Source organism: Streptomyces poriferorum (assembly GCF_019399235.1).
GTDB classification, from domain to species: Bacteria; Actinomycetota; Actinomycetes; order Streptomycetales; family Streptomycetaceae; genus Streptomyces; species Streptomyces poriferorum.
In genome coordinates, this window is record NZ_JAELVH010000005.1 from 95,659 (window position 1) to 120,692 (window position 25,034).

Genomic DNA, 25,034 nt, shown 5'->3' on the forward strand with positions numbered 1-25,034 from the left:
GAATCGTGCCGGCTATTCCCACGCGGCGGGTGACGCCCCCGTCCGGCCGTCAGAGGGTGTTGTTGGCAAGGGCCAGAAGGCGGCCACTGTCCCCGCTGAACCGGTCGCGGTCCACCGCGCCGGAGACCCCGCTCACCGAACCTGAGTCGGTGTACTGCCAGAAGGTCCAGTACGGGAAACCGCCCGGGATGGAGGGACTGGACGCGCCGGTCCAGTGCGCGACGAACAGAGGACTGCGGGCGGACATGCCGCCCCAGCCGCCCGTGCAGGTGTTCCACCAGCTCGGACCGGTGTAGATGACGACGTCGCGTCCGGTCTTCGCCCTGTACGTGGTGGAGAAGTCGAGAATCCACGACCGCATGGCCGAGACCGACTTGCCGGAGCAGCCGCCTTCGAGGTCGAGCATGCCGGGCAGCGTCAGGTTGTCCCGCGACCAGCCCCCGCCGTTGCCCGCGAAGTACTTCGCCTGCGCCGCGCCGCTGGACAGGCCGGGACGGGCGAAGTGGTAGGCGCCTCGGATCACCTTTGCCTGGTGGGCGTGGAGGTAGTTGGCGCTGAACGTGGGGTCCTTGTACGTGGTCGACTCCGTGGCCTTGATGTAGGCGAACGCGATGCCGGCCGACTTCACCGACGACCAGTTGATCGTTCCCTGGTAGTGGGAAACGTCGATGCCCGCCTGGGTGGCCTGAGTGGACGCGCTGCCCTCGGCCCCGAACTCGATCTGGCGTGTGTCCGCCGTGAAGCTCTCCGCGTCCGCGAGATATCCGGCGCCCATGTATCCGTCGCCGAGGGGGATGGCGCTGCTGGAGGGCAGCGGCGCTGCTGCCGCCGTGCCGGAAGGAACTCCCGGGCCGAGGGCCGTGACCAAGCTGAACGCGCCGGCCACCATCAGCTTGCGCCGCATGGATCCGGGGCGGTGGGTTCGAGATGACAACGCAGTCCTCCTGGGTGACGGCCGAATTCGGGGAGCCGTGCGCCGCCGGTTCTCGTCCCGCCGACGTCACGTCCTGATGCAAAGAGTTACGAACGAGGAGAGGTTCGTCCCCCGGCGCGCCGCGGACGGGCCCCCGACGTGGCATTCGGATGACCCCGCGTGCGGGAGTGATGTGGGGGCACGTTCGGAAGAACGACATTGCATCCCGGGTGGTCCGCATGGATGCTGACTGGCCGGAGGCGATGAAGATGACCAGCGTGGTGTTGAAGCTGTCGGTGCGCGACCTGGTGCATGCCGACCTCGCGTCCTGCGGGTGGTCGGGGTCCGCACACCACCTGGCCGGCGTCGCGACGCAGCTGGAGCGTGCCCGGCTCGGCGAGGTCGACTACCTCGCGGTCTGCACTCCCACGGACGTTCCCGTCGCGAAGGCCGGCATCGACTACCGGGTCAAGGACGGCGTCGGCACCCTCTGGCAGCTGGCTGTCCACCCGGCTCTGCAGTCGTGCGGGATCGGCACCTTCCTCGTCGAAGCGGCGGAACTCCGGATGAGGAACCGTGGCCTCCGCCACGCCGAGCTCGGCGTGGAAGAAAGCAACCCCCGGGCCCGGGCACTGTACGAACGACTGGGATACGTCGCGTACGACCGCCGTCCCGACGCGTGGGACGAGCGGGCGCCGGACGGGTCGCTGCGTCGCTACGAGACGATGTGCACGCTGATGTGCAAGGAACTCCCGTAGGGTCCGGCCGCCCGATTGGCCCGTCCACGACCGCGTGGCCCCGCGCCCAGGCCCCCGCGCCCAGGCCCCCGAGCCCAAGCCTCCGAGCCTGCCGATCGAGGCGGTGCCGGAGCTGAACACCTTGAACACCCAAGATCACGGACGGCGTGCCAGGAACACGAACTCCCTTCCCGGCCGGTCGGGTGCATCGCGGACTTCCTCCACCACGTACCCCCGCGCGATCAGATCCTGCTCGACCTCCTCCCGTTCCCGGAAGCGCAACGTCGAATCCGACGTGAGGACCTGCCCGTCCGCCGCGAACCGGTAGGTCCAGCGGAACGTCACCAACGGCCCGCTGACCTCGACCAGCTCGACCCAGCTCTCGACCGGGCCGACGGACGGAATCCGCGTGACACGGTACGAGTGCTCGCGGGTCCACTCCTCCCAGGCACGCCCGGCCGGATCGCGCGTCTCGAAGACCAGGCGCCCGCCGGGCCGCAGCGCTTCATGCGCTCCCCGCAGCGTTCCCTCCCATGCTTCCGGGGCCGCGATGGCCTGGGCGACGTTCGCGGTCATCGTCGCGAGATCGACTTGGAGCGGGGGGAGGCCCGTCGCATCGCCATGGATCCATCGGACCCGTGCACCGTCCTGCTTGGCCCGGGCGACTTCGAGGGAGGCCAGGGCCGGATCAACGCCGACGACGTCGATCCCGCGGCCGGCCAGGAGAAGCGCGAACACCCCTGTTCCGCAGCCGATGTCCAGGACACGGCGTGCCTCGGCCTCCTCCGCGATCCTGAGATAGGCGGCGAGATCGGTGCGGTCGGGATCGAGCACATCGTAGAGCGCGGCGAGTCGTGGATGCGCGAAGCAGTCGTCAGCCATGCGTGCGAACGTACGCAGAACAGGGCTTCGGCAGCCACCGGGTTTCTGCCCCGGTCGACGGCGCGCGCGGCACGGCCCCGGCAAGGCGTACAGCGGACCGGTGGCGACGACAGCCCGGGCGCACCGGATCAGGACGCCCCGTCGGTCCCGTTCCCGGGGGACGTGCGGGCGAACCAGGTCCGGGTCTCGTCCGCGCTCAGGACACGGATGAGCTCGGCCGTGCCCGGCAGATGCGGGAAGAACCGGTCGGCGTTCCAACTGCGCCGGTACACCGGCTCGTCGAGCACCAGCAGGCGGTGTCCTTCCACCACAGGGATGTCGTCGGGCAGCCCCTCGTTCCAGATGCGCGCGCCGTCCGGAGCGAGGAGTTCGAAGGCTCCGGTCGCGACGGTCCCGGTGCGCCCCGTGGCGGGCTCGGGATCCGTGGCCAGGCGCACGCTCTCCGCGGACGGCGAGGTGCCGGCCACGTGGCCGCCGCCCACCAGGACGTGAGCGAGCAGCGTATGCAACTGGAAGTTGTCCCCGATACCGCCGATGCGGACTTCGAACCCCGTCCCGGTCGGCCGGTGCAGCACGATCACGGGCTCGTCGTCCAGAACCGCCAGCGCGTAGGACAGGCACTTCAGGTCGTGCCGCTCCAGGGCCTCCAACGCGCGGCAGGCGGGGAGGATCGCGGCGGCGTGGCGACGGCGCACCCCGGAGCTGCGGCACAGCACGGCCAGGGCCGGAGGCTGCCACTCCTCGACCGAGCACCAGGCCAGCGCGAGCCGCGTGGCCTCGGACGCGTCTCCGCCCAAGCGGGCCGGCAGCGCGTCGTCGATGATCTTCTCGTCAGGCTCCGGCAGTTCGTCCCCGGCCGCGCCGGAGGCGGTCCAGCGGCGGGCGAACTCCAGGGCGTCGAGCAGATCCTGGTGGACGCCGTCCAGGATCGGCCCGGCGCAGGCCGCCGGATCGGCCCCGCGCTCGGCGCAGAAGCCGGCTGCCATGGCCAGCATCGGCCGCGGTCCGGTGGGCGGAAACTCGGGGAGCAGCGCCGCCAGCCGGGGCCCGGCCAGAACGCACTCGGCGTCCGATGCCGCCTGGACACCGTTGATCACGGCGGTGAAGGCACGCCCCGTGCGGTCACCGTCGCGAGCGGCCACCGCCTCCTCCAGCTCGGACACCGTGGCGGCGAGACGCGAAGCCTTCCGCTTCCTGTTGAAGATCACCGGCACACCTTAGGCCCGAGGTCTGCTCTGCGTCATCAGGTCCGGACCGGCTGCGGCGCGGGGAGCCGAGGGCATGGCGAAGGCCGGCCAACCGGTCACTTCTGGACGCTGTCGCGGTGATCGCGCCGCCGGACCGGCGGCAACACTCCGTCAATCTCTGGTGGCAGCGGGCTTCGGCATGTAGCGTCTTTTCCAGATGCCGTGGTTCCCCAGCTGCCCGCGCTCCGCCGCGGGCGCTTTGCTGTACGGGGCCGGGGTATTCGCGGGTCCGTGTGGTGCGGATCCTGGAACGAACGAGAGGCACCGGCATGGCCAGCGGAACCGTCAAGTGGTTCAACGCCGAAAAGGGTTTCGGCTTCATTCAGCAGGACGGCGGCGGGCCGGACGTCTTCGCGCACTACTCGAACATCAACGCCACCGGCTTCCGTGAGCTTCAGGAGGGGCAGGCGGTGACCTTCGACATCACGCAGGGCCAGAAGGGCCCGCAGGCGGAGAACATCACGTCTGCCTGACCTCAGGGGTGAAGCGGGCCGCCGGAGTACGCTCCGGCGGCCCGTCAGACGTTCCGGGGCACTCGCACGTGGACACTCGCCATCAACGGCCTTGACTTAGAGCGCGATCCAGCGCCTAGCGTCACCGCCATGACGACACCTCAGCACAACATCGGGTCGGGTTTCGGTGCTCGCAGCACCACGGACGAGGTACTGAGCGGCATCGACCTGTCCGGCAGCACGGCGATTGTCACCGGTGGTTACTCGGGACTGGGCCTGGAGACGACACGAGCTCTGGCTGCGGCCGGTGCCCGCGTCGTCGTCCCCGCCCGCCGGCCGGAGGCCGCCCGGAAGGCGATCGAGAGCATCGACAATGCCGAGGCCGACGAACTCGACCTGTCCGACCTCGACAGTGTCCGCGGCTTCGCCGAGCGGTTTCTGGCCTCGGGCCGCACGATCGATCTCGTGATCAACAGTGCCGGGATCATGGCCTGCCCCGAGACGCGGGTCGGCCCGGGCTGGGAGGCGCAGTTCGCCACCAACCACCTCGGTCACTACGCGCTGGTCAATCACCTCTGGCCGGCTATCGCCCAAGGCGGCGCACGTGTGGTCGCCGTGTCCTCCGGTGCCCACGGGATGGGCGTGCGCTGGGACGACATGCAGTTCGAGCGCGGCTACGACCGATGGCAGGCGTACGGGCAGGCGAAGGCTGCCAACGTGCTGTTCGCCGTGCAACTCGACGCACTCGGCCGCGACGCCGGAGTCAGGGCGTTCGCGGTGCACCCGGGCAGCATCCTCACCCCTCTTCAGCGCCACCTCGCCAAGGCGGAAATGGTGGACGCGGGCTGGATCGACGAACACGGCAACCTGACCGATCCCACCTTCAAGACGCCGGCACAGGGCGCCGCGACACAGGTGTGGGCGGCGACGTCACCCCAACTCGTCGGCAGGGGCGGCGTGTACTGCGAGGACTGCGATGTGGCCGAGCCGGCCCGCGACGGCACGGAGGGCGGTGTGCACGCACACGCGACCGACCCCGAGCAGGCCGCTCGCCTGTGGGCGCTCTCGGCCGAGCTCACGGGTGTCGACGCCTTCGCGGCGGCCCGCTGACCGCACCGCTCCCCGCGCCGCGGTCACCGCCCCCGGCAGAGGGGAAGCGGAGAGCCCCGAACGGCCGTCGATATGATCGCGGCCGTGACCGCGCCGGAACCAACCATCGTCGCCACCTCGGGCGGACACCGTGCGGGAGGACGTACCGGCGTGATGTTCGATGCCCTCGTGCATCACGCCGTCGACCTTTCCGGGGCGCACGGCCGGCGCCCGCGTGTGATGTACGTGGGCACGGCGATCGGGGACGCCGAGCACTTCACGGCCCGCATGGCGGAGGCCGGCCGGACAGCAGGCTTCGATCTGACGCCACTGAACCTGTTCCCCATGCCCAACATGGAGGACGTCGGAGTGGGGCTGGTCTACCGCGGAACGGAACTGGTGGAGGCGGTGACCGAGGTCCCGGGCAAGGGCTCGTACGTGGTCGGGCGGGGAGGTGACAAGACGGTGGAGTAGCGCGTCGAGCCCCGCAGGCTGCCCGCTGTCTCGCATTGAGGCGCGAGCGCCCGAGGCCCACCGAAGTACGCCAAACGATCGAACAATGTGCGGCTAAAGTTCGTTCGGTGGGTGCTTTGGTGTAGCGTCCGAGAGTGATCGGGGAGGTTTCTGGTGTCTGAACTGTTCGACGCGGTCGATGCTCTCATCGCGGACCACTCACCTCTGCCGCCGCCCCAGGAACGGGAGCGTCTGCGCAAGGCCCACGGCCTGACACAGGAACAGGTGGCCGCCGCACTGGGCGTGCGCAGGGCGACAGTGGTGAGCTGGGAGAACGGCAGGACGGAACCGCGCCCGCCGCAACGCGAGGCCTACGCCCGACTGGTGAACAAGCTCGCCGAGCTGTATCCCGAGGCGTCCGCCCCGACGACGGCACCGGCGCGCGGCCCGGAAGCACCGGAAGCACCGGAAGCGCAGTCCGCTGCCGCACCCGCACCCGAAGTGCCCGCACCTGCCGCACCTGCCGCACCAGCGCCCGTGCTCGCGCCCGAAGCGCAGTCCCCTCCGCCCCCGGACCGGACCACGGCGACGCGCACGGCCTCACGACGTCCGTTGCCCGCGAAGACCGCCACGTCACCGTCGGGGACCGATCCGCGTTATGCGAACGGTCCCCTGGCCGTCGTCGACGTCGAGGACGGCCAGGTCGCGGCGTACTGCGTCGGCGGCCTCGTCCTGGACGTGCCCGCCAAGTCCGCCCCCGCCCTTGTCGAGTGGGTTCTGAGCGAAGCGAAGCTGGGCGCTCCCCGGCTGAGCCGCAACGGCAAGGACGCCGATCCCCTGATCGTCCTGACGCCCGCCGCGTGCGAACGCTACGGTCTGCCCCCGCAGCTCAGCGAGGAGGAACGCTCGGCAGGGCGGCTCCCCGAAGGCCACCGGGTGATCCAGCAGCTGTCCCGGGCGAACTGGCAGCTCACCCGCCGGGGTTTCGGCCCGTGGGCCCGTATCTACCGTCCCGCACAGGGCGGCAACCGCGCCTGCGTCCAGCTGTGCATTCCGTCATGGAACGCGCTCGACGCGCGCAGCTGGGGCAGTGCCGGGCAGCTCCCGGCCCCCGAACTCGCACGCCTCCTCGGCACCTACGCGACCCGTGTGATCACCCCCCGCGGTTCGACAGCGGTCACCGGCCTGGAGCTGATGACGGCGCTGCACCCGCCCACCCGGGCGAGCGAACCCGACCCCGCCGGCAAGCGGCACAGCGAGTACAACCCCGGCTCTCTCGGCAACGAGCCCGTGGACTGCGCCCCGTGCGAAGCACCCGACGGGCACCCGCTCCTGGCCGATCTGCCGCGATTCCATCAGCGCACCCCGGATCAGATGCTCATGGAAGAGGCGTACGACTGGGCGCGTCCGCTCACCGACGAAGAGTGCACCAGGCGGTACGTGGTCGGCATCGACGTCAACATGGCCTTCGCCGCAGCCGCCAACGGCACCACGGTGGGCCTGGGTGCGCCCACGCACCTCCATCACCCCGCCTTCGACCCGAAACTGCCCGGCTCCTGGCTCGTCGACCTCTCCCACATCGAGCTGGACGACCGCCTCCCCTCACCTTTCACCCCCCGGGGCGATCGCCCCACCGGGCCCGCCTGGTACGCGACGCCGACCGTGGCCTACGCCGTCGAACTCGGCTACCGGGTCGCCCCGTCCGAGGCCTACGTCCGTCACGACAACGGCCGCTACCTCGACGGCTGGTACAACCGTCTCCGCGATGCCTACATCGCGACGATGGCCGACCTCGGCGTCACCACCGGCCTGTCCCCGGCCGACTTCCTGACAGCGATGGACGGCTACAGGGAGCACGACCCGCAGATGGCGACCGTCCTGACCGCGGTGAAGGCCACTGTCAAGGGCGGCCTGGGCAAGCTCCGTGAACGCCCACGCGGTGAAGGCTGGAAGCCGGGCCGGCCCTGGCGGGCCCTGTCCCGCCCCACCTGGCGTCCCGACATCCGCGCCGCTGTCATCTCCAAGGCCCGCACCAACATGCACCGCAAGATGCTCAAACTCGCCGACGCCACCGGCCAGTACCCCATCGCGGTCCTCTCCGACTGCGCCGTCTACGCCAGCGACGGCCCCGGCCCCCTCGACTTCCTCCCCTACGAGGGCGACAAACCGCTGCCCGGCGGCTTCCGGCTCGGCGTAAGCCCCGGCATGGTCAAGCACGAAGGCACCCAGACCACCCTGTGGGCCGAAAGCGTCCACGAGGAACACGGGCAGGACGAGAATCTCGCCCGGTACATCAAGGACGGCCACGTCGCCCGCTCCGACAACGGGGAGTAACCGATGGGAAAGCTCGCCGACGGCCTCGACAAAGCCGTCCACGAAGCGTTCACGCGCCCGATCCCCAAGTCGGCCGGGGCACGCATGCGCTACCTCGTCAGACAGCTCAAATCCACCAGGGCCGCCGCCCAGCAGCTGGGGATCAGCCAGCGCACCGTCGAGCGTTACGTGAAGGACCAGATCAGAACACCACGCAAAGACCTCGCCGCACGCCTGGAACGCCAGGTCGCCGCACGGTGGCAGCCCAAGATCCGCGCCCAGGCCAAACAGAAGGCCGCCACCACCCACGGGATCGTGATCGACACCCGCGCACGCTTCGGTTACACCGCGGCCCCCGGCTCCACCGACGACGCCCGGCTGCGCCATCTCACGGTGGCACTCCCGCCCACCTACGCAGCCCGCCTCTTCGACGCACGCGACCAGGGCGCCACCGACGAACAACTCCGGAACATCGCGGCCGAAGCACTGCAGGAGACCTACTTCAAGGACGGTGGCCGCCGGGCGTCCGGACTCCTGGTGGAGTACACCGACGTCGAGCACATCGAGTTCGGTCTGTAGGTAAGGACCCCGCGCAGTGCAACCGGATGCGCATCCGGGTCGCGCCTCGGCTCACGTACCCCTCGGCACCTCGATGTCGTAGACCAGCGCGTACACGATGTCCCGGGCCTGACGCAGGTCGTAGCCCGTCGCGTCCAGGATCACCTTGAGTGCCCGGAAGGTGTCGCCGCCCAGCATGAACATGCGCGCGTCGGCCTGTGCCTCGGCCGGAACCGCGAGACTGCGGGCTCGTCGAGGATCCACGCTCCGCGGGATCTTCGGCAGCCCGCCCTCCTTCTTCCTGCCCCCGAACACTTCAGTCCCCAACCCCTCATCCGTACGGCCTGTTCGTGGAGCGCAATTCTATGTGGCCGGGCCCTCGGGCCGATTCGGGGTCCTCGCCACGGCCGGCAGTGGCGGTTGCGTCAGGAAGACGTGAGTGAACACGGAATTACGGGGCACGAGGATGGTCGGGACGGAAAGCTTATGGCTGCCGATTCCAGGTCGGCCATGTAGTACCGGTCGAATGCGAGGGCGTCGCTGCACAGCGGCGTTCCCGTAATCGCCTAAGAGACTTGATGATGGGAACTGACATGATTCTTCTCGGTGCAATACTGCTCATAATCGGCCTGCTGGTCGGTATGTCCTTGCTGACGACCATCGGCGGTGTGCTCGTCGTGGTGGGTGCCGTTCTGTGGATCCTTGGTGCCAGTGGGCGCAAGGTGGGCGGACGTAGGCACTACTTCTGATCCTCTCCAGCCGGCAGTAAATGGCTGAAGACAGTTATGTGCGGGTGGGCCGCGACGGCGTATCGTCGCGGCCCACCCGCACGTCACCGGTCATTCCTGGAATGAGTGAAGTGGAATTGTTCATGGGTGCGCGGTGAGAAATAGCTCATCGCGGAAGAGGGGAGTGCAGTCGGGGGCTTTCGGTTCACGAGGTCGACGGCACGGTTTTCACCGTACGGCCCGCATGGCGGAGGCCGGCCGGACATTCACCTTCGCCGACCCCGACGGCCACCCGGTCACGCTCCCGGACCGCATCTGACGCACCGCGACGACACCGCACGCCGCCCCCCGCTCACGCAGGCCCGGCCGCCTCTTCGCCGACGCCGATGCCCAGCCGGCCGGCCACGGTGGTCAGGGCCGCGCCGAGTGGGAGCGCGATGCGGGCGACGGCGTGCCGGTCGCCCCGGGTGAGGTCCCGGTTCACGATCAGTACGGGTTTGCCGTCCTGGGCTGCGTAGCGGACGAACCGGAGCCCGGACATCACGGTCAGAGAGGAGCCCAGGACCAGCAGCGAGGCCGCTTCACGGACCAGGCTGCGGCAGTGCTCGACCCGCTGTGGGGGCACGGCTTCGCCGAAGAACACCACGTCCGGTTTGAGGATGCCGCCGCAGAGCGTGCAGGACACCACGTGGAAGTCCCCGACCTGGTCGTCGGTGAGGTCGGCGTCCCCATCCGGATTGATCGCGGCGGCCACCGGCGCGAAACCCGCATTGGCTTCCTCCAGCCGCCGGGCAAGGTCGCGGCGCAGGCTCACAGCGCCGCAGGAAAGACACACGACCCGTTCCAGGCTTCCGTGGAGTTCCACCGCGTCCTCGCTGCCCGCGGCCTGGTGCAGCCCGTCGACGTTCTGGGTGATCACACCCGAGAGCAGGCCGTGCCGCTCGAACGCGGCCACGGCCCGGTGCCCCGCGTTCGGGCGGGCCCGGCCGAACGTACGCCAGCCGAGGTGGCTGCGCGCCCAGTACCTGCGGCGGGCCTGGGCGCCCGCCGTGAAGTCCTGGTACGTCATCGGAGTGTGCCGGCTCAGGCTCCCGCCCTCGCCCCGGTAGTCGGGGATGCCCGACTCCGTGGAGATGCCCGCCCCGCTGAGCACCAGCACACCGCCGGCGCGGAGCGCATCGGCGACCGGCTCCAGGTCGGTGGTGGCAGGAGGCAGATCTTCGGTGGGGGCCCAGCTCAGAGTGGGGCGCATACGCATCTCTTCAGGGTACGGAACCGGTGGCGGAACCCGCTCGCCCGCCCGGCTGCCCCGTCCTTCGCGGGCACCTCCGCCCGCCCGGCCACCATCAGTCATGACAGCAAGTGCGCGAACCATCACCTGGTGTGTGCAACGAGTGGTCCTCGACCCGGTGCGGCGCGCCTCGGCCGAGGCGGCGGCCGCGGGAGGAGGATCGGCATGGTCGGCGGGCCCGGCCACTTCGGGACGGGCCGGACGGCACCACACACACCGCGTCGAGAGGCCCGGCCTTGAAAGCATTGAGCGACCCGCTGTTCCAGTTCCCCACCGCCCGGGCGCCGGGGCTCATCAAGGACGGTCCGGTCGGACGGGCGGAGACGTGACCGGCACGCCCCGCGGGGCCGCGGCGGGCGACGGCCGCTACGGGGAGGCGTTCTTCCGGCCCGGACAGGCGGGGGAGGGGGAGCGCATCGACTTCGGGGCCCTCGCCTACGACGACTTCACCATGGCGCGTCTCCGGGCCCTCGGGGCCGGCCCGGGCTGGCGCTGCCTCGACGTCGGTGCCGGTACAGGCACGGTGTCCTGCCGGCTGCTGCGGGAGGCCGGGGTGGCGAGCGTGCTCGCCGTGGACCGCGACGTACGGTTCCTCGGAGACCGGCCCTTGCCCGGGCTCGATGTACGGGAGGCCGACATCACGCTCCCGGACTTCGCCCCCGGCCGGTTCCAGCTCGTCCACGCACGCTTCGTGCTGATGCACCTGCCCGAGCGCGACCGCATGATCACAGCACTGGCGGAGCTTGTCGCGCCCGGCGGAGTGCTGGTGCTCAGCGACGCGGTCGACCTGACGAGTGACCGGGCGCCCGGCACTCCGTACACCGCGGTGATGCGCGCCATGTGGCAGGGCCTGCGGACCGCGATCGGCACCGATGTCTCCTGGGTTCCGTCGTACCCGCAACTGCTGCGCGGGGCCGGGCTCAAGTCCGTCGCCGCCGAGATTTACGTGCCACCGCTGCTGCCGGGCAGTGCCATCAGCCGCTTCTGGGAGGACACCTGGGAGCGGAGCAGGGCCGCGATGCTCGCCACCGGCCTGGTCGACGACGCGGCCATGGACGCGGCGGTCCGCTACGTGAAGTCGGAGGAGTGTGCCGCCCTGTCGGCCGGCATGCTCACGGCCTGGGGCCGGAAACCCGAGGAGGACGCGGCATGAGGTACCCGACGCCGAGCGGCCGACTGCCGCTCGGCGTCGGCGGGCCCGGGTGTGCTGCCTCGGGACGCGGGTAGTCGAGACGACGTCCGGAACCCGGATGCCCGCGAAGCAGGAGGAGGAAGGCCATGGCAGTGCCGAAGACGAGCGTGCTGGTGCTGGACTGCGCGGAGCCGAAAGAACTGGCCGACTTCTACGCCATGTTGCTCAACGCGGAAGTCCGCGTCGGCGACGACCCCGATATCGTCGAGGTCGTGGGCCACCGCGGGGTGCATCTCGCGATTCGCAGGGACCACGGTTACGCGCCGCCGAGCTGGCCGCGGCCCGATGATTCCCAGCAGGCTCATCTGCGCATCCTGGTGGCACGGGAGGATCTCGACGAGGCGGAGCGTGAGGCCGTCGGTCTCGGCGCGCGCCCTCTGGGCGCGAAGAGCAACGACGGCGTCCGTGACGCGCGCCTCTATTCCGATCCGGCCGGACACCCTTTCACGCTCGCCCCGCCCGGCTGATCCCCCGGGCAGGACCAGCGAACCGCCGACGAACCCGCGAACCCACGAAGGAGTCCCGCATGTCCTCATCGATCGTTGAGACCGTAGATATGAAGGCCCCGGTGGCCATCAGCTGGGCACTGTGGAGCGATGTGACGCAGTGGCCCACGTTCCTGAGCCATGTCCAGCGTGTCGATCCGCTGGACGACCGCCGGTTCGCGTGGCAGCTCGCTCTGCCCGGGGTCGACAAGAGCTTCGTCGCTGAACTCACCGAGGTCGTGGCGCAGGACCGGATCGCCTGGAAGACGACGGAGGGCGTCCACCACGCCGGTGTGGTCACCTTCCATCGACTGGACGACGAGTCGAGTCGGCTGACACTGCAGATCGAATACGACCCCCAGGGGTTTGTGGAGCACCTGGGAGCCCTCACCAATCTGGACTCGGTTCTGGCCAACTACGACCTCGGTGAGTTCCAGAAGCTGGCCGAGCGGACAGCCACGGGCGACGTGCCCCTGGGCGGGCCCCGCCCGCGGTGACCCACCCGGGGTGCCCGGGGGCAGGTGCCGACGCCCGGCGGTGGGCGCCGGCACCTGCCGCAGCGGCTACTCCACCGCCGTCGGCCGGCGGGACAGGTCAGTCGCGTCCCGCACGTCCCTGAGCGGCCGAAGCCGGTATGTGTACGTGTAGTCCCGGTCGGCGAGCAGCTTGTACGCGTCGTGCGTGTGCGCGCCCCAGCTGTTGTCGCCGCCGACGCCCATCTGACGGTGGTTGACCCGCAGGATCACCTCGTCACGCGGCGTGAGCTGGTAGTCGTGCCGGGCTCCGACGGACAGGTCCTCCGGCGTGAAGTGGGAGGCGTTCACTTCCAGGAGCCCGTCGCCGCTGACGAGCAGGCCGCGACCGTGCCGGTCGGTGAGCGCCGCCCAGCGTACGTCGGTCCTGTTCCCGTTCTCCTGCGGCCGCAGGTACGGGCTCCACTGCCCGGTGACGGTTCCTGACCAACGCCCCACGTCCGTACCGTCCTTGCGGTCCCAGTGACTTTCGTCAGGGCCGCGACCGTAGTAGTGGAACTGCTCCAGTGCCGCGGGAAGGCGCAGGATCGTCCCGATCTCGGGGATGTAGGGGAGGGAGGGGTCTCCCGGAGCGAGCGTGTTGTCGACCTTGATCTCGCCGTTGCCGAAGACGGTGAAGGTCGTGGTGAAGGCCGAGGCGGTGCTCGTCGGCAGCGTCCCCCGCACCGCGATCTCGACCGCACGCCCGTCGAGCCCGCGCACCGTCACATCGGTCACCTTGCGCCGTGCACCCGCGTCCCGCCAGGTCTGATTGCGGGTGTGCTGACCGTTGCCGTGGTCGTTGTCGGTCGGGGCACGCCAGAAATTGGGCGCGGGGCCGGAAGCGAGGAGCTGCGTGCCGGCCGCCTCGTACGACGTGATGACACCGGTCGACTTGTCGATGACGACCTCGAAGCCGCTGCCGGTGACGGTGATATCGGAGTCACCGCTCCGGAACGACAGCTCGGGCACCTCGGTCAGCGGAACCGGCACGGGCTCGGGGCCACTCCCGCCGAGGGGCAGCTGCACCCGCGCCACCTCGAAGCCCTCGTCCGCCCACGGTGTGCGTTCCCTGGTCGTGAAGGACAGCTGCAGGAAGTACTCGGTACCGGGCGCAGCGTTGCGGGGCAGTTGCACCGGCAGCGTGATGGTCTTCTCCGCCATCGGGGCCACGTCGAGCTGGTTGCGGCGGATGCTGCCGCTCCGCACCGTCTCTCCGTCGGCGGAGAGTTCCCAGGTGCCTTTGTACGTACGGAGGTTGGTGAACAGGTTCTCGTTCGTGAGGGTGATCTCGCCGGGCGCGGCGCCGTCCGCACGGGTCGCGTGGATCGTCTGGTGGATCCGCTTGACCTCGGCGGCCTTGCCCGTGTGGCGGCGGTCGGGCAGGACGATGCCGTCACCGGCGAAGGCACCGTCGTTGGGATTGTCGCCCCAGTCGCCGCCGTAGGCGTGAAAGGTCTTGGCCCCAGCTTTCTTCTGCTCGTACCGGGCGGTCCGCGCGTCGAACCAGAAGCGCACGCCGTCGTCGCCGGGGCCACGCCCGTCGTCGGCGAGTTCGGCGGCCTTCAGGGCACGCGCGTACACCCGGGCCCGGCGGATCGTCCCGCTGAACTCCCTTGTCGGGTTCTCCACTTCACCGGCGAGGGAGAGCGAAGCGGTGTTGTTGCTGGGCTTGCGGTCGGTGTTCTTCGTGGCCTTTGCCTCGCCGTCCACGTACAGGGTCAGCATTCCCGCGTCCGCGTCGAAAACGCCCGCGACGTGATGCTCCTCGCCCGTCCAGCCGTCGTCCGGGGTCGTCCAGGAGGCCGCGATCCACTGCCCGTTCGCGTAGATGTAGAACTCCAGGCCCTTGTCGGCCTGCTTCAGCGCGTACTGGGTGTCGCCCTTCGCCAGGATCGGCTGGTGGAAGCCGCGGACGTGCGGGGTCAGCCAGGCCTCGAGGGTGAGCGACCCGGTCAGGTCGAGCCGGTCGTCGCGCGCGAATACGGTCGCGCCGCTGACTCCCCGCTCGTGGCTGAACGAGCCCGAGGGGTTGATGATCTCGCCCTTCAGGCCCGTGGGCCCGGTCTCGGTGAGCAGCTTGCGCGTAGGCGTCGGCCAGGTGAGCGCCTGGTCGACGAAGTCCCAGATCCAGCCGCCCTGAAGGACGTCGTAGCGGCGGATGACGTCCCAGTACTCCTTGAAGTTGCCGGTCGAGTTCCCCATCGAGTGGGCGTACTCGATCATGACGTAGGGGCGGGTGTCGGAGGTGTCCTTCGCCCGGGCCTCCACCCGGCTCGGCGACTCGTACATCCTGGAACGGATGTCGCTGGTGGCGGGGCCGTCGTCACCCTCGTACTGGATGACGCGGGTCGGATCGTAGGAGCGGATCCAGTCGTGCATGGCCCGGAACGCGGACCCCGAGCCGGCCTCGTTGCCCAGCGACCAGATGACGACGCAGGCGTGGTTCTTGTCGCGGTGGACCATGTTCTGCGCACGGTCTACGCACGCCTCGGTCCAGTCGGCCATGTCGGTCGGGTACCGGTCGCGGATGCCGTGCGTCTCGAGGTTGGTCTCGCCGACGAGGTAGAGGCCGTACTCGTCTGCGAGTTCGAGCCAGAGCGGGTTGTTGGGGTAGTGCGACGTGCGGACCGAGTTGATGTTCAGCCTCTTGATGAGCGTGATGTCGTCGACCAGGTCGGCGCGGCTGAGAGCCGAACCGCGCTCGGGGTGCATCTCGTGACGGTTGGTGCCGCGGAAGGTGACCGGCTGCCCGTTGATGCGCATCAGCCCGTCCCTGAGCGCGAACTCGCGCAGACCGACCCGGTGCGAGAGCGTCTCCACGACCTTGCCGGAGGGATCGCGGAGCTGAATGACGGCGGTGTACAGATACGGGTCCTCCGCGGACCACAGGCGTGGTGAGGGAACGGCCCTGGCGCCCGTGACGGTCACCTCGCCGCCTGCCGGCGCGGCGCGCTGGGCCAGCGGACGCGACCACACCGCGTGCCCGTCGGCGTCGTACAGCTGTGTCTCGACCGTGTGGGTGCCTGTGCCCGCGTTGCCCGTGGAGTCCCGTACGTGGGCGGTGACCGACAGTTCGGCGGTGGTCAACCCGTCCCCGAGCGGGGTGTCGAGCTTGAAGTCCCGCACATGGACGCCGGGCGTCGAGTACAGATACACCGACCGGAAGATGCCGCTCAGCCGGATCATGTCCTGGTCCTGGAGCCAGTCGCCGTCGGAGTAGCGGTAGACCTCGACGGCGATCTGGTTGGTGCCGTCCTTCAGGTACGGGGTGATGTCGTACTCGGCCGGGGTGTACGAGTCCTCGTGGTAGCCGGTCAGGTGGCCGTTGATCCATACGTAGTGGGCGGCCTTGACTCCCTCGAAGTGCAGGAACGTGCGCCGGTCCGCCCAGCCCCTGGGCACGGTGAAGGAGCGCCGGTACTGGCCGACGGGGTTGTACCGGGTCGGCGCGGCCGGAGGCTGGGCGTCCTCGCCGAGGCCGTTGGGGCCCCACCACGGGTAGGTGATGTTGATGTAGATCGGGTAGTCGTGGCCGTGCAGCTGCCAGGCCGAGGGGACCGGGGTGTCCTCCCAGGCGGAGTCGTCGAGATCGGTGCGGTAGAAGTCCGCCTTCTTGTCGGCGGGCCGGTCCACGTACGCGAACTTCCACGTCCCGTCGAGGCTCTGGCGCCAGGGGGACGTGGTGCGGTCGGCGGTGAGAGCCTGCTTGAGGTTCGCGTACGGCATGAGCGTGGCGTGCGGAGGCTCGGTGCCGAGCCGGAAGACATCGATGTGGCCGTTCCACTCGTCGCCGCCGGCCGGGATCCCGGCGGCGGCGCCGAACGCGTGGGCAACGGGCGGTGCGCCGGAAAGAACGAGGCCGCCGAGCACGGCGGCGCCCGCCTCGATGAGGCGGCGGCGGCTCACGTATCCGCGCTGAGGGTCGGAGTGGGGGGACGAGTTCGGGTGGGCCATGGCAGGGCCTTCCTAGTGCGCCAGGATGTGCAACTGGTGTGATGGGTGACACCTGTTGAGACGCGCCCACCCTAGAAAGGGAACACAACCACCACAATGACAACGTCAGATTTTGTTGTTTTCTGACGGCTGGGCGTTCTGGGCCGGACCGGACCGTGCGGCCCGCCTCGCCTGCTCCGGCCACCGTGACAGCAGCGGCTCGATCACCGCCCGCAACTCGGCGTCCATGATCCACGGTCGGGTTCCACGCCATGCGAATGGCCGAATAGGTACATGCGCGATGCCGGCCGGACCTCACGAATGCCGCGGCCAGGCCGGTCCCGGTGACGCGCGGTACGCCGGCGGGCGTGCCGGCAGGACCGGAATGTGCCGGGGCGCCCGCTGGTAAACTGGGGGCACGCTTCGAAACCGCCGGGGCCCGTACCAAGGGGTACGGGCCCCGGCGCGTGCCGGGCGCCAGGCCCAGGAAGGTTCCCCCATGAACGCGAAGCAGTCTGCCCCGAAGGGCGACCCCGTAACGTCGCGGACGGCTGCCACCGGCCTGCCCCCGGTCGAGTCCTTCGACGCACTGGGGCTCCCGCCGGAACTGACGGCGACGATGACCCGCCTCGGCGTGACGGAGCCCTTCCCGATCCAGGCGGCCACCCTGCCCAACGCGCTGGCCGGCCGTGATGTCCTCGGCCGCGCGCGGACCGGTTCCGGCAAGACGCTTGCGTTCGGGCTGGCACTGCTGGCGCGGACGGCAGGGGTGCGAGCGGAGCCGAAGCGGCCGCTCGCACTCGTCCTGGTGCCGACCCGGGAACTCGCGCAGCAGGTGAGCGACGCGCTTGCACCGTACGCGCAGGCACTGAACCTGCGGCTGGCGACAGTGGTGGGCGGGCTGGCGATCAACCGGCAGGCGGCACAGCTGAAGGCCGGCGCCGAAGTGGTCGTCGCGACCCCGGGACGGCTCGCCGACCTCGTATCGCGTCGGTTCTGCGAGCTGCAGCAGGTGCGGATCACCGTGCTCGACGAGGCGGACCAGATGTGCGACCTGGGGTTCCTGCCGCAGGTCTCGGAAATCCTGGACCAGGTCCGCCCCGACGGACAGCGGCTGCTGTTCTCGGCCACGCTCGACCGCAATGTCGACCAGTTGGTGCGGAACTATCTGCACGAGCCGGCCGTGGCCTCGCTCGACCGGGTCGCGGGCTCGGTCACCACGATGGAACACCATGTGCTGAACATCCACCCCGCAGACAAGTACGCGACCGCGACCGAAATCGCCGCGCGGGACGGCCGGGTCCTGATGTTCCTCGACACCAAGGCCGGCGTGGACCAGTTCACCCGGCACCTGAGGGCCAGCGGCGTACGGGCCGGCGCCCTGCACAGCGGGAAGTCGCAGCCGCAGCGCACCCACACCCTCGCGCAGTTCAAGGACGGCGAGATCACCGTACTGGTGGCCACCAACGTCGCGGCGCGAGGCATTCACATCGAGGCCCTCGACCTCGTCGTCAACGTCGACCCGCCGGCCGACGCGAAGGACTACCTGCACCGCGGCGGGCGCACGGCTCGCGCCGGCGAATCCGGGAACGTCGTCACCCTGGTCACGCCGAACCAGCGGCGGGACGTCAACCGGATCATGACCGAGGCCCGGATCCGACCGACCGTCACCCAGGTGCGCTCCGGCGAGGAGAAGCTGACCGCCATCACCGGCGCGAAGCGCCCCCCGATCGAAGGGAAGGGCAGCGGCAACGCCCCCTTCCGAGGCATGGCCACGCGCCCGGGCCGCCCGAAGGAGTCCCGCAAGACGGCCGACGCCCGCAAGGCGGCAGAAGCACGCGCCGCCGCCCGGGTGCGCAAGGGCCGCTGACCCGGACGGACTTACCGGGCGGGACCCCCGCCGCGAGAACGCCTGCACGACGGTCCGTCGCGGTCTCGGGCCGTGACACGCAGGGTGTCAGGTGCCGCAACGTGGCTCAGGCTTCGCTCTCCTGGGCGAGCTGGCGGCGGAGGCTGAGCGTCAGGTGCTCCGTCATGGCCTCGGCGGCGCGGTCGGGCTTCCTGCGCAGCACGGCGCGCACGACCCGCTCGTGCTCGGCCAGCGTCGGATCCTCGGCGGCCTTCACGCTGCTGAGCCGGAAGACATGCAGGTGCGAGTGGAGCCGCTCGACCGCGTCGGCGAGCAGGGGCCGGTGCGACGCGGCTGCGAGCGCGTCGTGGAAGCGCTGGTCCAGGACCGCGAAGTCGCGGTAGTCGACGTAGCGGCCCGTCGGTCCCGGAAGCGTCCGCATCTCCTCGACGATCCGCTCGATCGTGTCCAGCTGCTCCTCGGTGGCGTGCGTCGCGGCCAGGGCCGCCGCCCGCGGTTCCAGGAGCAGCCGCATCTCGAAGAGCTCATCGAGTCCCTGCCGCGTCAGCAGTTCGGTCGCGCGGTAGCCGGAAAGGGACCGCTTGACCACCAGGCCGTCCGCCTCGAGGCGGGCCAGGGCCTCACGGACAGGTGTCGGCGACACCCCCAGGGTCCGTGAGAGGGCGTCAATGCCGACGCGGGCACCCGGCGCGATCTCATGGTCCATGACCATGGCCTTGATGCTCTCGTAGACGCTGTCCGAGAGCACCTGCCTGGCAGGCTGCGCGGCCGGTGACTTTCCGCCCGGTTCCTTGAGCCCGTCGGCGGAACGGTCCTGCGGGGGCATCCGTTCTCCTGTTGCTCGGGACCTCTGGGGACAGCCGTAGTTTAGCCAGCCGGGGGGCGGGGGCCGTGGTGAACTCCGAGGTGGGGCGCTCGCGGACGCCCGGCCGGGCCCGGCCGGGCGAGCCACCTCGGCCCGCACCCCGTTCGGGACGGGCCCCCCAGCCCGGTCGGTCACTCCATCAGGAACACCTGCTCCATCGACGCCCACCGTTCCCCGGTCCCCGCCTCCGCCACCGGCTCCTGGCACGGATCGGTGAGCCGCCACCACGCCTGCGTGGGCTCGTCCGCGGCCATCAGCGCGAGGTCGGCCGCCAGATCGTCGCCGGCGTACTGGGCGAAGAGCCGGTCACCGAGCAGATGGATCGAGTAGTTCGCGATATGACAGGCCCGCAGGCGGTCCAGCACCGGCTGCGGTACGTCGCGGTGCAGGGCGCGGTACTCGTCGACCTTCTCGGGCAGGACCCTGATCACCTGGGCCACGCGCCTCATCCCGCATTCGCCTTCGTGGCCACGGCGGACGCCGCGCGGTCATGGATGATGCGGATGACCTGCTCGCTCATGCGCGCGTAGTCGTGATCGTTGGCGACCTCTCCCCGGATCCGGTGATCAGCCATCACGACGACCCGGTCGGCGAGCGTGACCATCTCCGGGAGGTCGCTGCTGATGAGGAGGATGGGCAGACCGTTGCGGGCCAGTTCCCACAGGAGCTCGTGGAAGGCGTGCTTGGTGCGGACGTCGACGCCGACGGTCGGCTCGTCGACGATGAGCAGGCGGGTGTCGGCAGCCAGCCACTTCGCCAGGCTCACCTTCTGCTGGTTGCCCCCGGAGAGTTCGCCGGCGGTCTGACCGAGGCCGGAGACGCGGATGCCCAGACGGTCGACGAGGTCCTGCGCGATGCGGCGCTCCTCGCGTGCCGGGACGAAGCCCAGAACCCGGGCCAGCCTCCGCCATACCGTCACCGTGATGTTCCGGTCGATGGCAGATCGTCGGGGCTCAGGTGGAGCCAGCCGCCTTCCGTGTCGTACACGGGCACTTCGCGGCGATGGCCGCCGGCCAGGCGCCACAGGGGTTCCCCGGCCCGCTTGCAGCGCAGGTCCCACAGGGCGGTGTCCACTGCGGCGAGCGCCAGGGAGGTAATGGCTCCGGTGGTGGTCGAGCGTGTCGAGGCGAACAGCCGTTGCCAGAGACCCTCGACGTTGCGGGCGTCCTCGCCGACGAGGAGAGGCAGCAGATGGCCCTGGAGCAATGCCAGGACGGAGGATCCGCCGGTTCCGATCGTGTAGGAGTAACCGGTTCCCCGGACACCGTCGGTGGAAGCGATCTCGACGAGGATCGTCTCCTGTTTGACGAATGTCTGCCCGGGCTTGCGGACCGTGCACTGCTTCGTCTGCAGGAGTGCCAGTGCCCACGCGCCGATGTCCGCCTGCGCCACCGGGTTCTGTACGACGGTCGCGGTGACCGAGCCCTTGCGGATCGAGCTGAGGATCTTGGCGTCGTCGTCGATGGCGACGACCCTGGCCTTCGAGCCGGCGCTGCTGACCGCGTCGGCGGCGGCCACCGCGGGGTTGTAGGCGGTGGCGACGACGCCCTGGATCCGGCTGCCCTTGGCCGCGAGCAGGTCCGATACGGCCTTCTGCGCGGTCTGGAGGTCCTTGTCGATGTCGGTGATGGTCTGGAGGAGTCTGACCTTGCCACCGGACTCGGACACCGCCTTGGAGACGCCCTTCATCCGGAGCTGCGTGTTGGCGTCGACGTTGTTGCCGGTGAGGTGGACCAGGGTGCCCTGGCCGCCCATCGCGTCGATGGCGGCTCGGGTCGCCTTGTACGCCGCGAGCTCGACATCCGTCGACAGGCAGAAGGCGGCCTCGTTCGTGCCGCCGGCCGGACACGAGCCCAGCGAGGCCACCGTCAGCCCCTGCGACTTCAGATCGGCGAACGTGGTGTTGATGTCGGTCGGCGACACCCCGAACACGCCGAAGGCGTTGTAGCCACGTGCCGCCAGGGTGGACAGCAGGTTGTTCTGCTTCTGCTGGTCCCATTCCGCCGTCTCGTCGAAGGCCACGTCGCCGAGGCCGTACGCCTTCTACGCTGCGGCTCCGGCCGTCTCCCACGGCTGGAAGTGCGGGTGGGCTCCGTCGGGAACGAGCGCCACCTCGGTGCCGGACCCGTCAGCGAGTTCGGCCCCGCCGCCGGTCCTGCCCGACGCCCGGGGCCGGTCGTTCTCGGACTCACCGGAGGTCTTCACGGTGCAGGCGGTAGACGCCAGCAGAACCGCAACGGCGAGAAGTCCGGGCACCACAGATCCGGTCGGGAGACGCATCTTCACCACCTCCTCAAAAATCAAATAGGAAATTGTTGAGGCGATGGTTGACCAGTCGACCCGGCCCGTCAAGGCCCGCAGTATGCGACCTGTGGTGACAAAATCGTATAGGAAACATTGGTCGAAGTCATTGACAGGGTGCGCTGCGGCCGCTGCACTGCTCCCCAGGCGTCGTCTCGCAGCCGCCGTACCCCCACGATTCGAGCATCGCTGCCCCAGAAGGAGCCGCAGTCCATGTCCCGTCGAACTCCTGCACAGCACCCCGCCCACGACGACCCCGGAATGTCGCGGCGCGGCGTACTGCGCGCAGCCGCGTCGATGACCGCCCTGGTCGCACTGTCGTCACTGCCCGAATTCACCGGCGGCGCCGTTGCGGTAGCGCGCCCTGACGCGCTGTCGCTCGTGCCGGAGGGGGAGGCGGTGACGCTTCGCTACTCCCTGCCCGGTGCGGGGAACCGGATGACCGAGGAGGGCCTGCCCATCGGGAACGGCCGGCTGGGGGCTCTCGTCACCGGCGATCCCTCGCGCGACACGATGGTCCTGGCGGACGCGACGCTGTGGACCGGTCACGCCAATGCGGTGCTTCAGTCGGACGGGCAGTTCCCCTACGGCACGGGCGACTTCGGTACGTTCGGGACGCTGGCCGAGACGGTGCTGGAGATCCCGGCCCACGCCCTTGCGTCAGTAAGCGACTACCGCCGGACGCTGGACATGAGCAACGGCCTGGTGACCGCGTCGTACCGGACCGGTGGTGTCACCTACCGGCGCGAAGTCTTCTCCAGTCACCCCGACGATGCTGTGGTGATCCGGCTCACGCAGAGCGGCGGCGGATCGTACGAGGGGTCCCTGACCCTGTCCGGAACCCGGGGCGAAACCGTGACGGCGAACAGCGGTGCCGCAGAGGTGTCGTTCTCCGCGGCACTGCCCAACACCCTGAAGTACGCCACCGTGGTCAGGGCCGCGGGGACCGGCGGCACCGTGTCGGCGTCGGGCGCGAAGGTGACGTTCAGCGGCTGCTCCGAAGTGGTCCTGGTCGTCTCGGGCGGCACCAACTACAAGGCCGACCCGGGCGTGGCGTACAAGGACACGTCGCTCGTGCCCCTGGATGTCGCCCGCATGAAGGCGACGCGGGCGGCGGCGGCCACCGGCACGGCACTGCTCGCCACACACGTGTCCGACTTCCAGCCCCTGCAGCAGCGGATGGCCGTGAATCTGGGCTCGTCGTCGGCCGCACAGCGGGCGATGGACACGCCCGCCCGGCTCACGGCGAGGGCCGCCGCCGGATCCGCGCCGGACCCGGAACTGGAAGCTTCCTACCTGCAGTTCGGCCGCTACCTGACGATATGCGGCTCCCGCGGCAGTCTCCCAACCAACCTCCAGGGCCTCTGGATCGACACCAACGCCCCGTCCTGGATGAGCGACTACCACAGCGACATCAACGTCCAGATGAACTACTGGCTGCCCGACCGTGCGGGACTGCCCGAGTGCTTCGACGCGTTCACCGAGTACTGCCTCGCCCAGCTGCCCGGATGGCGGACGGCCACCGAGAACGTCTTCCAGGACTCCCGCAACCGCTTCCGCAACACCTCCGGCAAGGTCGCGGGCTGGACCCTGGGCATCTCCACGAACATCTGGGGCGGCAACGGCTGGTGGTGGCACCCGGCCGGCAACGCTTGGATGTGCAACTCCCTCTACGAGCACTACGAGTTCACCCAGGACACCGCACACCTCACCAGGATCTACCCGCTGCTCAAGGGGGCCTGCGAGTTCTGGGAGGCGCGGCTGATCACGATGGCCGTGCCCGACCCCGTGACCGGCGGGACGAGGCAGGTCCTCGTCGACGACCACGACTGGTCGCCTGAGCACGGGCCGCAGGACGCGCGAGGGATCACGTACACGCAGGAGCTGGTCCGGCAGCTCTTCCTGAACTACCGCACCGCGGCCGCCGCACTGGGCAGGGACGCCGCGTACGCCTCCACCGTCGCTGGACTCCAGGACAGGCTGTACCTGCCGGAGGTGAGCGCCACCAGCGGCCGGCTCGAGGAGTGGATGAGCGACGACGACCTCGGCGAGACGACGCACCGTCACCTGTCACCGCTCATCGGGCTCTTTCCCGGCGACCGCATCGCGATCGAGGACTCACCGGCCGAGCTCGTCACGGGGGCGACGAAACTGCTGGAGGCACGCGGCATGGCGAGCTTCGGCTGGGCCAGCGCCTGGCGCGCCATCTGCTGGGCGAAGCTGAAGCACGCCGACAAGGCGTACGAGCTCGTCCTCGACGTGCTGCGGCCATCGGTGAACTTCAGCAACGGCAGCGCGATCAACCTGTTCGACATGTACAGCTTCGGCAGCAGCTCCGTGTTCCAGATCGACGCCAACTTCGGCACGCCCGTGGCGATGATCCAGATGCTGGTGCAGTCCCGCCCCGGACGGGTGGAGTTGCTGCCGGCCCTCCCGCGAGCCTGGGCCGCTGCCGGGTCCATCACCGGAGTCGGGGTGCGCGGGGGGTTCACGCTCGATATGCGGTGGAAGGACGGCCAGGTCACCGACGCGACCCTGCGGGGTGCGGCGGGCAGGTCCACCGACGTCGTCTTCGGGGAGTGGAGCAGCCGCGTCACGATCCCCGCCGCCGGGTCCGTCACGGTCGCACCGCCCGCTCAGCACTCCGTGTTCCAGCTGGTCAACCGCCGGTCGGGCAAGGCGGTCGACGTTCCCGGCGCGTCCACCGCCAACGGCACCGGACTGATCCAGTACACCCCGAGCTCAGCCGTGAACCAGCAGTTCCGGTTCATCCCCGTGGGCTCGGGGCGGTACGAGATCTACACCACGCACGGCAGCACACCTCTGATCTGGGCCGTCTGGGGAGGCGTCTCGGACGCCGGCGCGAAGGTCACCCAGTGGACGCCCGAGCACAGCACCAGTCAGCAGTGGACGATCGCCGACGCAGGCGACGGCCACGTCACCCTCACCTGCGTGCGCAGCGGCAAGGTCCTCGGCGTCACCGGCGACTCGGACGCCGACGGTGCGGCGGTCGAGCAGCAGGAACCCGACGGCGGCACGGGGCAGCAGTGGCGGCGTGTCGGCCGGTGAACTGACGACCACTCACTCTGTAGTTCAGCCCCACGTCCCGGCTCCTGGGGCCGGGACGTGGGGCTGAACTGCGGAGTGGCCGGACCGCGCGGCCCGCCGCCGTGGACGCGGCGACCGCGCGGCCCGCCGCCGTGGACGCGG

At 69.9% G+C, this 25,034-nt stretch carries 20 protein-coding genes and 3 pseudogenes; 12 read left to right on the forward strand and 11 right to left on the reverse strand.

Going from position 1 to position 25,034, the window contains the following annotated elements; genetic code table 11:
- Positions 1-49 precede the first annotated feature (49 nt).
- Positions 50-889, reverse strand: coding sequence for a GH25 family lysozyme (locus JGS39_RS01950; protein ID WP_236063087.1), 840 nt, complete (start codon positions 887-889; stop codon positions 50-52).
- Between the two features lie 263 nt (positions 890-1,152).
- Here JGS39_RS01950 and JGS39_RS01955 point away from each other — a divergent pair, with 263 nt between their 5' ends.
- Entirely contained in the window at positions 1,153-1,671 is a 519-nt protein-coding gene (locus JGS39_RS01955; protein WP_236063077.1) for a GNAT family N-acetyltransferase, read from the forward strand.
- Positions 1,672-1,806: 135 nt separating this feature from the next.
- Here the strand turns inward: JGS39_RS01955 and JGS39_RS01960 are convergent, their stop codons facing one another.
- Together JGS39_RS01960 and JGS39_RS01965 are read right to left on the reverse strand one after the other, a co-directional pair.
- Positions 1,807-2,532: a class I SAM-dependent methyltransferase gene (locus JGS39_RS01960; protein WP_219566853.1), complete on the reverse strand. Its 726-nt coding sequence runs from the start codon at positions 2,530-2,532 to the stop codon at positions 1,807-1,809.
- A gap of 128 nt (positions 2,533-2,660) precedes the next feature.
- Positions 2,661-3,740 carry a hypothetical protein gene (locus JGS39_RS01965; protein WP_308120121.1) on the reverse strand — a complete coding sequence of 360 codons (1,080 nt, stop codon included), beginning with the start codon at positions 3,738-3,740 and terminating at the stop codon, positions 2,661-2,663.
- Between the two features lie 308 nt (positions 3,741-4,048).
- Between JGS39_RS01965 and JGS39_RS01970 the strand changes: the two genes are divergently transcribed.
- The 5 genes from JGS39_RS01970 to tpg all read left to right on the forward strand — a co-directional run bounded on the left by JGS39_RS01970 (position 4,049) and on the right by tpg (position 8,665).
- Complete coding sequence (locus JGS39_RS01970; protein ID WP_136326921.1) at positions 4,049-4,252, forward strand: cold-shock protein; 204 nt, start codon at positions 4,049-4,051, stop codon at positions 4,250-4,252.
- Positions 4,253-4,381: 129 nt separating this feature from the next.
- Positions 4,382-5,341: an SDR family NAD(P)-dependent oxidoreductase gene (locus tag JGS39_RS01975; RefSeq protein WP_219566857.1), complete on the forward strand. Its 960-nt coding sequence runs from the start codon at positions 4,382-4,384 to the stop codon at positions 5,339-5,341.
- An 84-nt stretch (positions 5,342-5,425) separates the two neighbouring features.
- Positions 5,426-5,794, forward strand: coding sequence for a type 1 glutamine amidotransferase family protein (locus JGS39_RS01980; protein ID WP_219566859.1), 369 nt, complete (start codon positions 5,426-5,428; stop codon positions 5,792-5,794).
- A gap of 153 nt (positions 5,795-5,947) precedes the next feature.
- Complete coding sequence (gene tap / locus JGS39_RS01985; RefSeq protein WP_219566861.1) at positions 5,948-8,107, forward strand: telomere-associated protein Tap; 2,160 nt, start codon at positions 5,948-5,950, stop codon at positions 8,105-8,107.
- Positions 8,108-8,110: 3 nt separating this feature from the next.
- Entirely contained in the window at positions 8,111-8,665 is a 555-nt protein-coding gene (gene tpg, locus JGS39_RS01990) for a telomere-protecting terminal protein Tpg (protein WP_219566863.1), read from the forward strand.
- A gap of 51 nt (positions 8,666-8,716) precedes the next feature.
- On the opposite strand, the gene JGS39_RS01995 is transcribed toward tpg, so the two are convergent.
- Positions 8,717-8,971: a hypothetical protein gene (locus JGS39_RS01995; RefSeq protein ID WP_219566865.1), complete on the reverse strand. Its 255-nt coding sequence runs from the start codon at positions 8,969-8,971 to the stop codon at positions 8,717-8,719.
- 314 nt (positions 8,972-9,285) lie between these two features.
- On the opposite strand from JGS39_RS01995, the gene JGS39_RS40505 reads away from it, so the two are divergent.
- A complete protein-coding gene (locus JGS39_RS40505; RefSeq protein ID WP_236063091.1) occupies positions 9,286-9,393 on the forward strand; it encodes a DUF6131 family protein in 108 nt (35 codons plus the stop codon).
- 331 nt (positions 9,394-9,724) lie between these two features.
- Here JGS39_RS40505 and JGS39_RS02000 read toward each other — a convergent pair whose 3' ends face one another.
- Entirely contained in the window at positions 9,725-10,630 is a 906-nt protein-coding gene (locus JGS39_RS02000; protein ID WP_219566867.1) for an NAD-dependent protein deacetylase, read from the reverse strand.
- 358 nt (positions 10,631-10,988) lie between these two features.
- On the opposite strand from JGS39_RS02000, the gene JGS39_RS02005 reads away from it, so the two are divergent.
- The 3 genes from JGS39_RS02005 to JGS39_RS02015 all read left to right on the forward strand — a co-directional run bounded on the left by JGS39_RS02005 (position 10,989) and on the right by JGS39_RS02015 (position 12,837).
- A complete protein-coding gene (locus JGS39_RS02005) occupies positions 10,989-11,816 on the forward strand; it encodes a class I SAM-dependent methyltransferase (protein WP_219566869.1) in 828 nt (275 codons plus the stop codon).
- A 125-nt stretch (positions 11,817-11,941) separates the two neighbouring features.
- Positions 11,942-12,322, forward strand: a complete 381-nt coding sequence (locus JGS39_RS02010) for a VOC family protein (RefSeq protein WP_219566871.1) — start codon at positions 11,942-11,944, stop codon at positions 12,320-12,322.
- Between the two features lie 59 nt (positions 12,323-12,381).
- A complete protein-coding gene (locus tag JGS39_RS02015) occupies positions 12,382-12,837 on the forward strand; it encodes an SRPBCC family protein (protein WP_219566873.1) in 456 nt (151 codons plus the stop codon).
- Positions 12,838-12,903: 66 nt separating this feature from the next.
- Here JGS39_RS02015 and JGS39_RS02020 read toward each other — a convergent pair whose 3' ends face one another.
- A complete protein-coding gene (locus JGS39_RS02020; RefSeq protein ID WP_219566875.1) occupies positions 12,904-16,809 on the reverse strand; it encodes a glycoside hydrolase family 2 TIM barrel-domain containing protein in 3,906 nt (1,301 codons plus the stop codon).
- 478 nt (positions 16,810-17,287) lie between these two features.
- On the opposite strand from JGS39_RS02020, the gene JGS39_RS02025 reads away from it, so the two are divergent.
- Complete coding sequence (locus JGS39_RS02025; RefSeq protein ID WP_219566877.1) at positions 17,288-18,658, forward strand: DEAD/DEAH box helicase; 1,371 nt, start codon at positions 17,288-17,290, stop codon at positions 18,656-18,658.
- 106 nt (positions 18,659-18,764) lie between these two features.
- On the opposite strand, the gene JGS39_RS02030 is transcribed toward JGS39_RS02025, so the two are convergent.
- The 5 genes and pseudogenes from JGS39_RS02030 to JGS39_RS40510 all read right to left on the reverse strand — a co-directional run.
- The gene (locus JGS39_RS02030; RefSeq protein WP_219566879.1) at positions 18,765-19,484 is read right to left on the reverse strand and encodes a GntR family transcriptional regulator; all 720 of its coding nucleotides are present in this window, start codon (positions 19,482-19,484) and stop codon (positions 18,765-18,767) included.
- Positions 19,485-19,654: 170 nt separating this feature from the next.
- The gene (locus JGS39_RS02035; protein ID WP_219566881.1) at positions 19,655-19,972 is read right to left on the reverse strand and encodes an L-rhamnose mutarotase; all 318 of its coding nucleotides are present in this window, start codon (positions 19,970-19,972) and stop codon (positions 19,655-19,657) included.
- Positions 19,969-20,460: pseudogene (locus JGS39_RS02040) on the reverse strand (ATP-binding cassette domain-containing protein); the annotation flags it as partial. The pseudogene JGS39_RS02040 and the gene JGS39_RS02035, both read right to left, overlap by 4 nt.
- A 2-nt stretch (positions 20,461-20,462) precedes the next feature.
- Positions 20,463-20,840, reverse strand: a pseudogene (locus JGS39_RS02045) (mandelate racemase/muconate lactonizing enzyme family protein); the annotation flags it as partial.
- Positions 20,835-21,803: pseudogene (locus JGS39_RS40510) on the reverse strand (substrate-binding domain-containing protein); the annotation flags it as partial. The pseudogenes JGS39_RS40510 and JGS39_RS02045, both read right to left, overlap by 6 nt.
- A 234-nt stretch (positions 21,804-22,037) precedes the next feature.
- Between JGS39_RS40510 and JGS39_RS02055 the strand changes: the two are divergent.
- Positions 22,038-24,893: a glycosyl hydrolase family 95 catalytic domain-containing protein gene (locus JGS39_RS02055; RefSeq protein ID WP_219566884.1), complete on the forward strand. Its 2,856-nt coding sequence runs from the start codon at positions 22,038-22,040 to the stop codon at positions 24,891-24,893.
- Positions 24,894-25,034 lie beyond the last annotated feature (141 nt).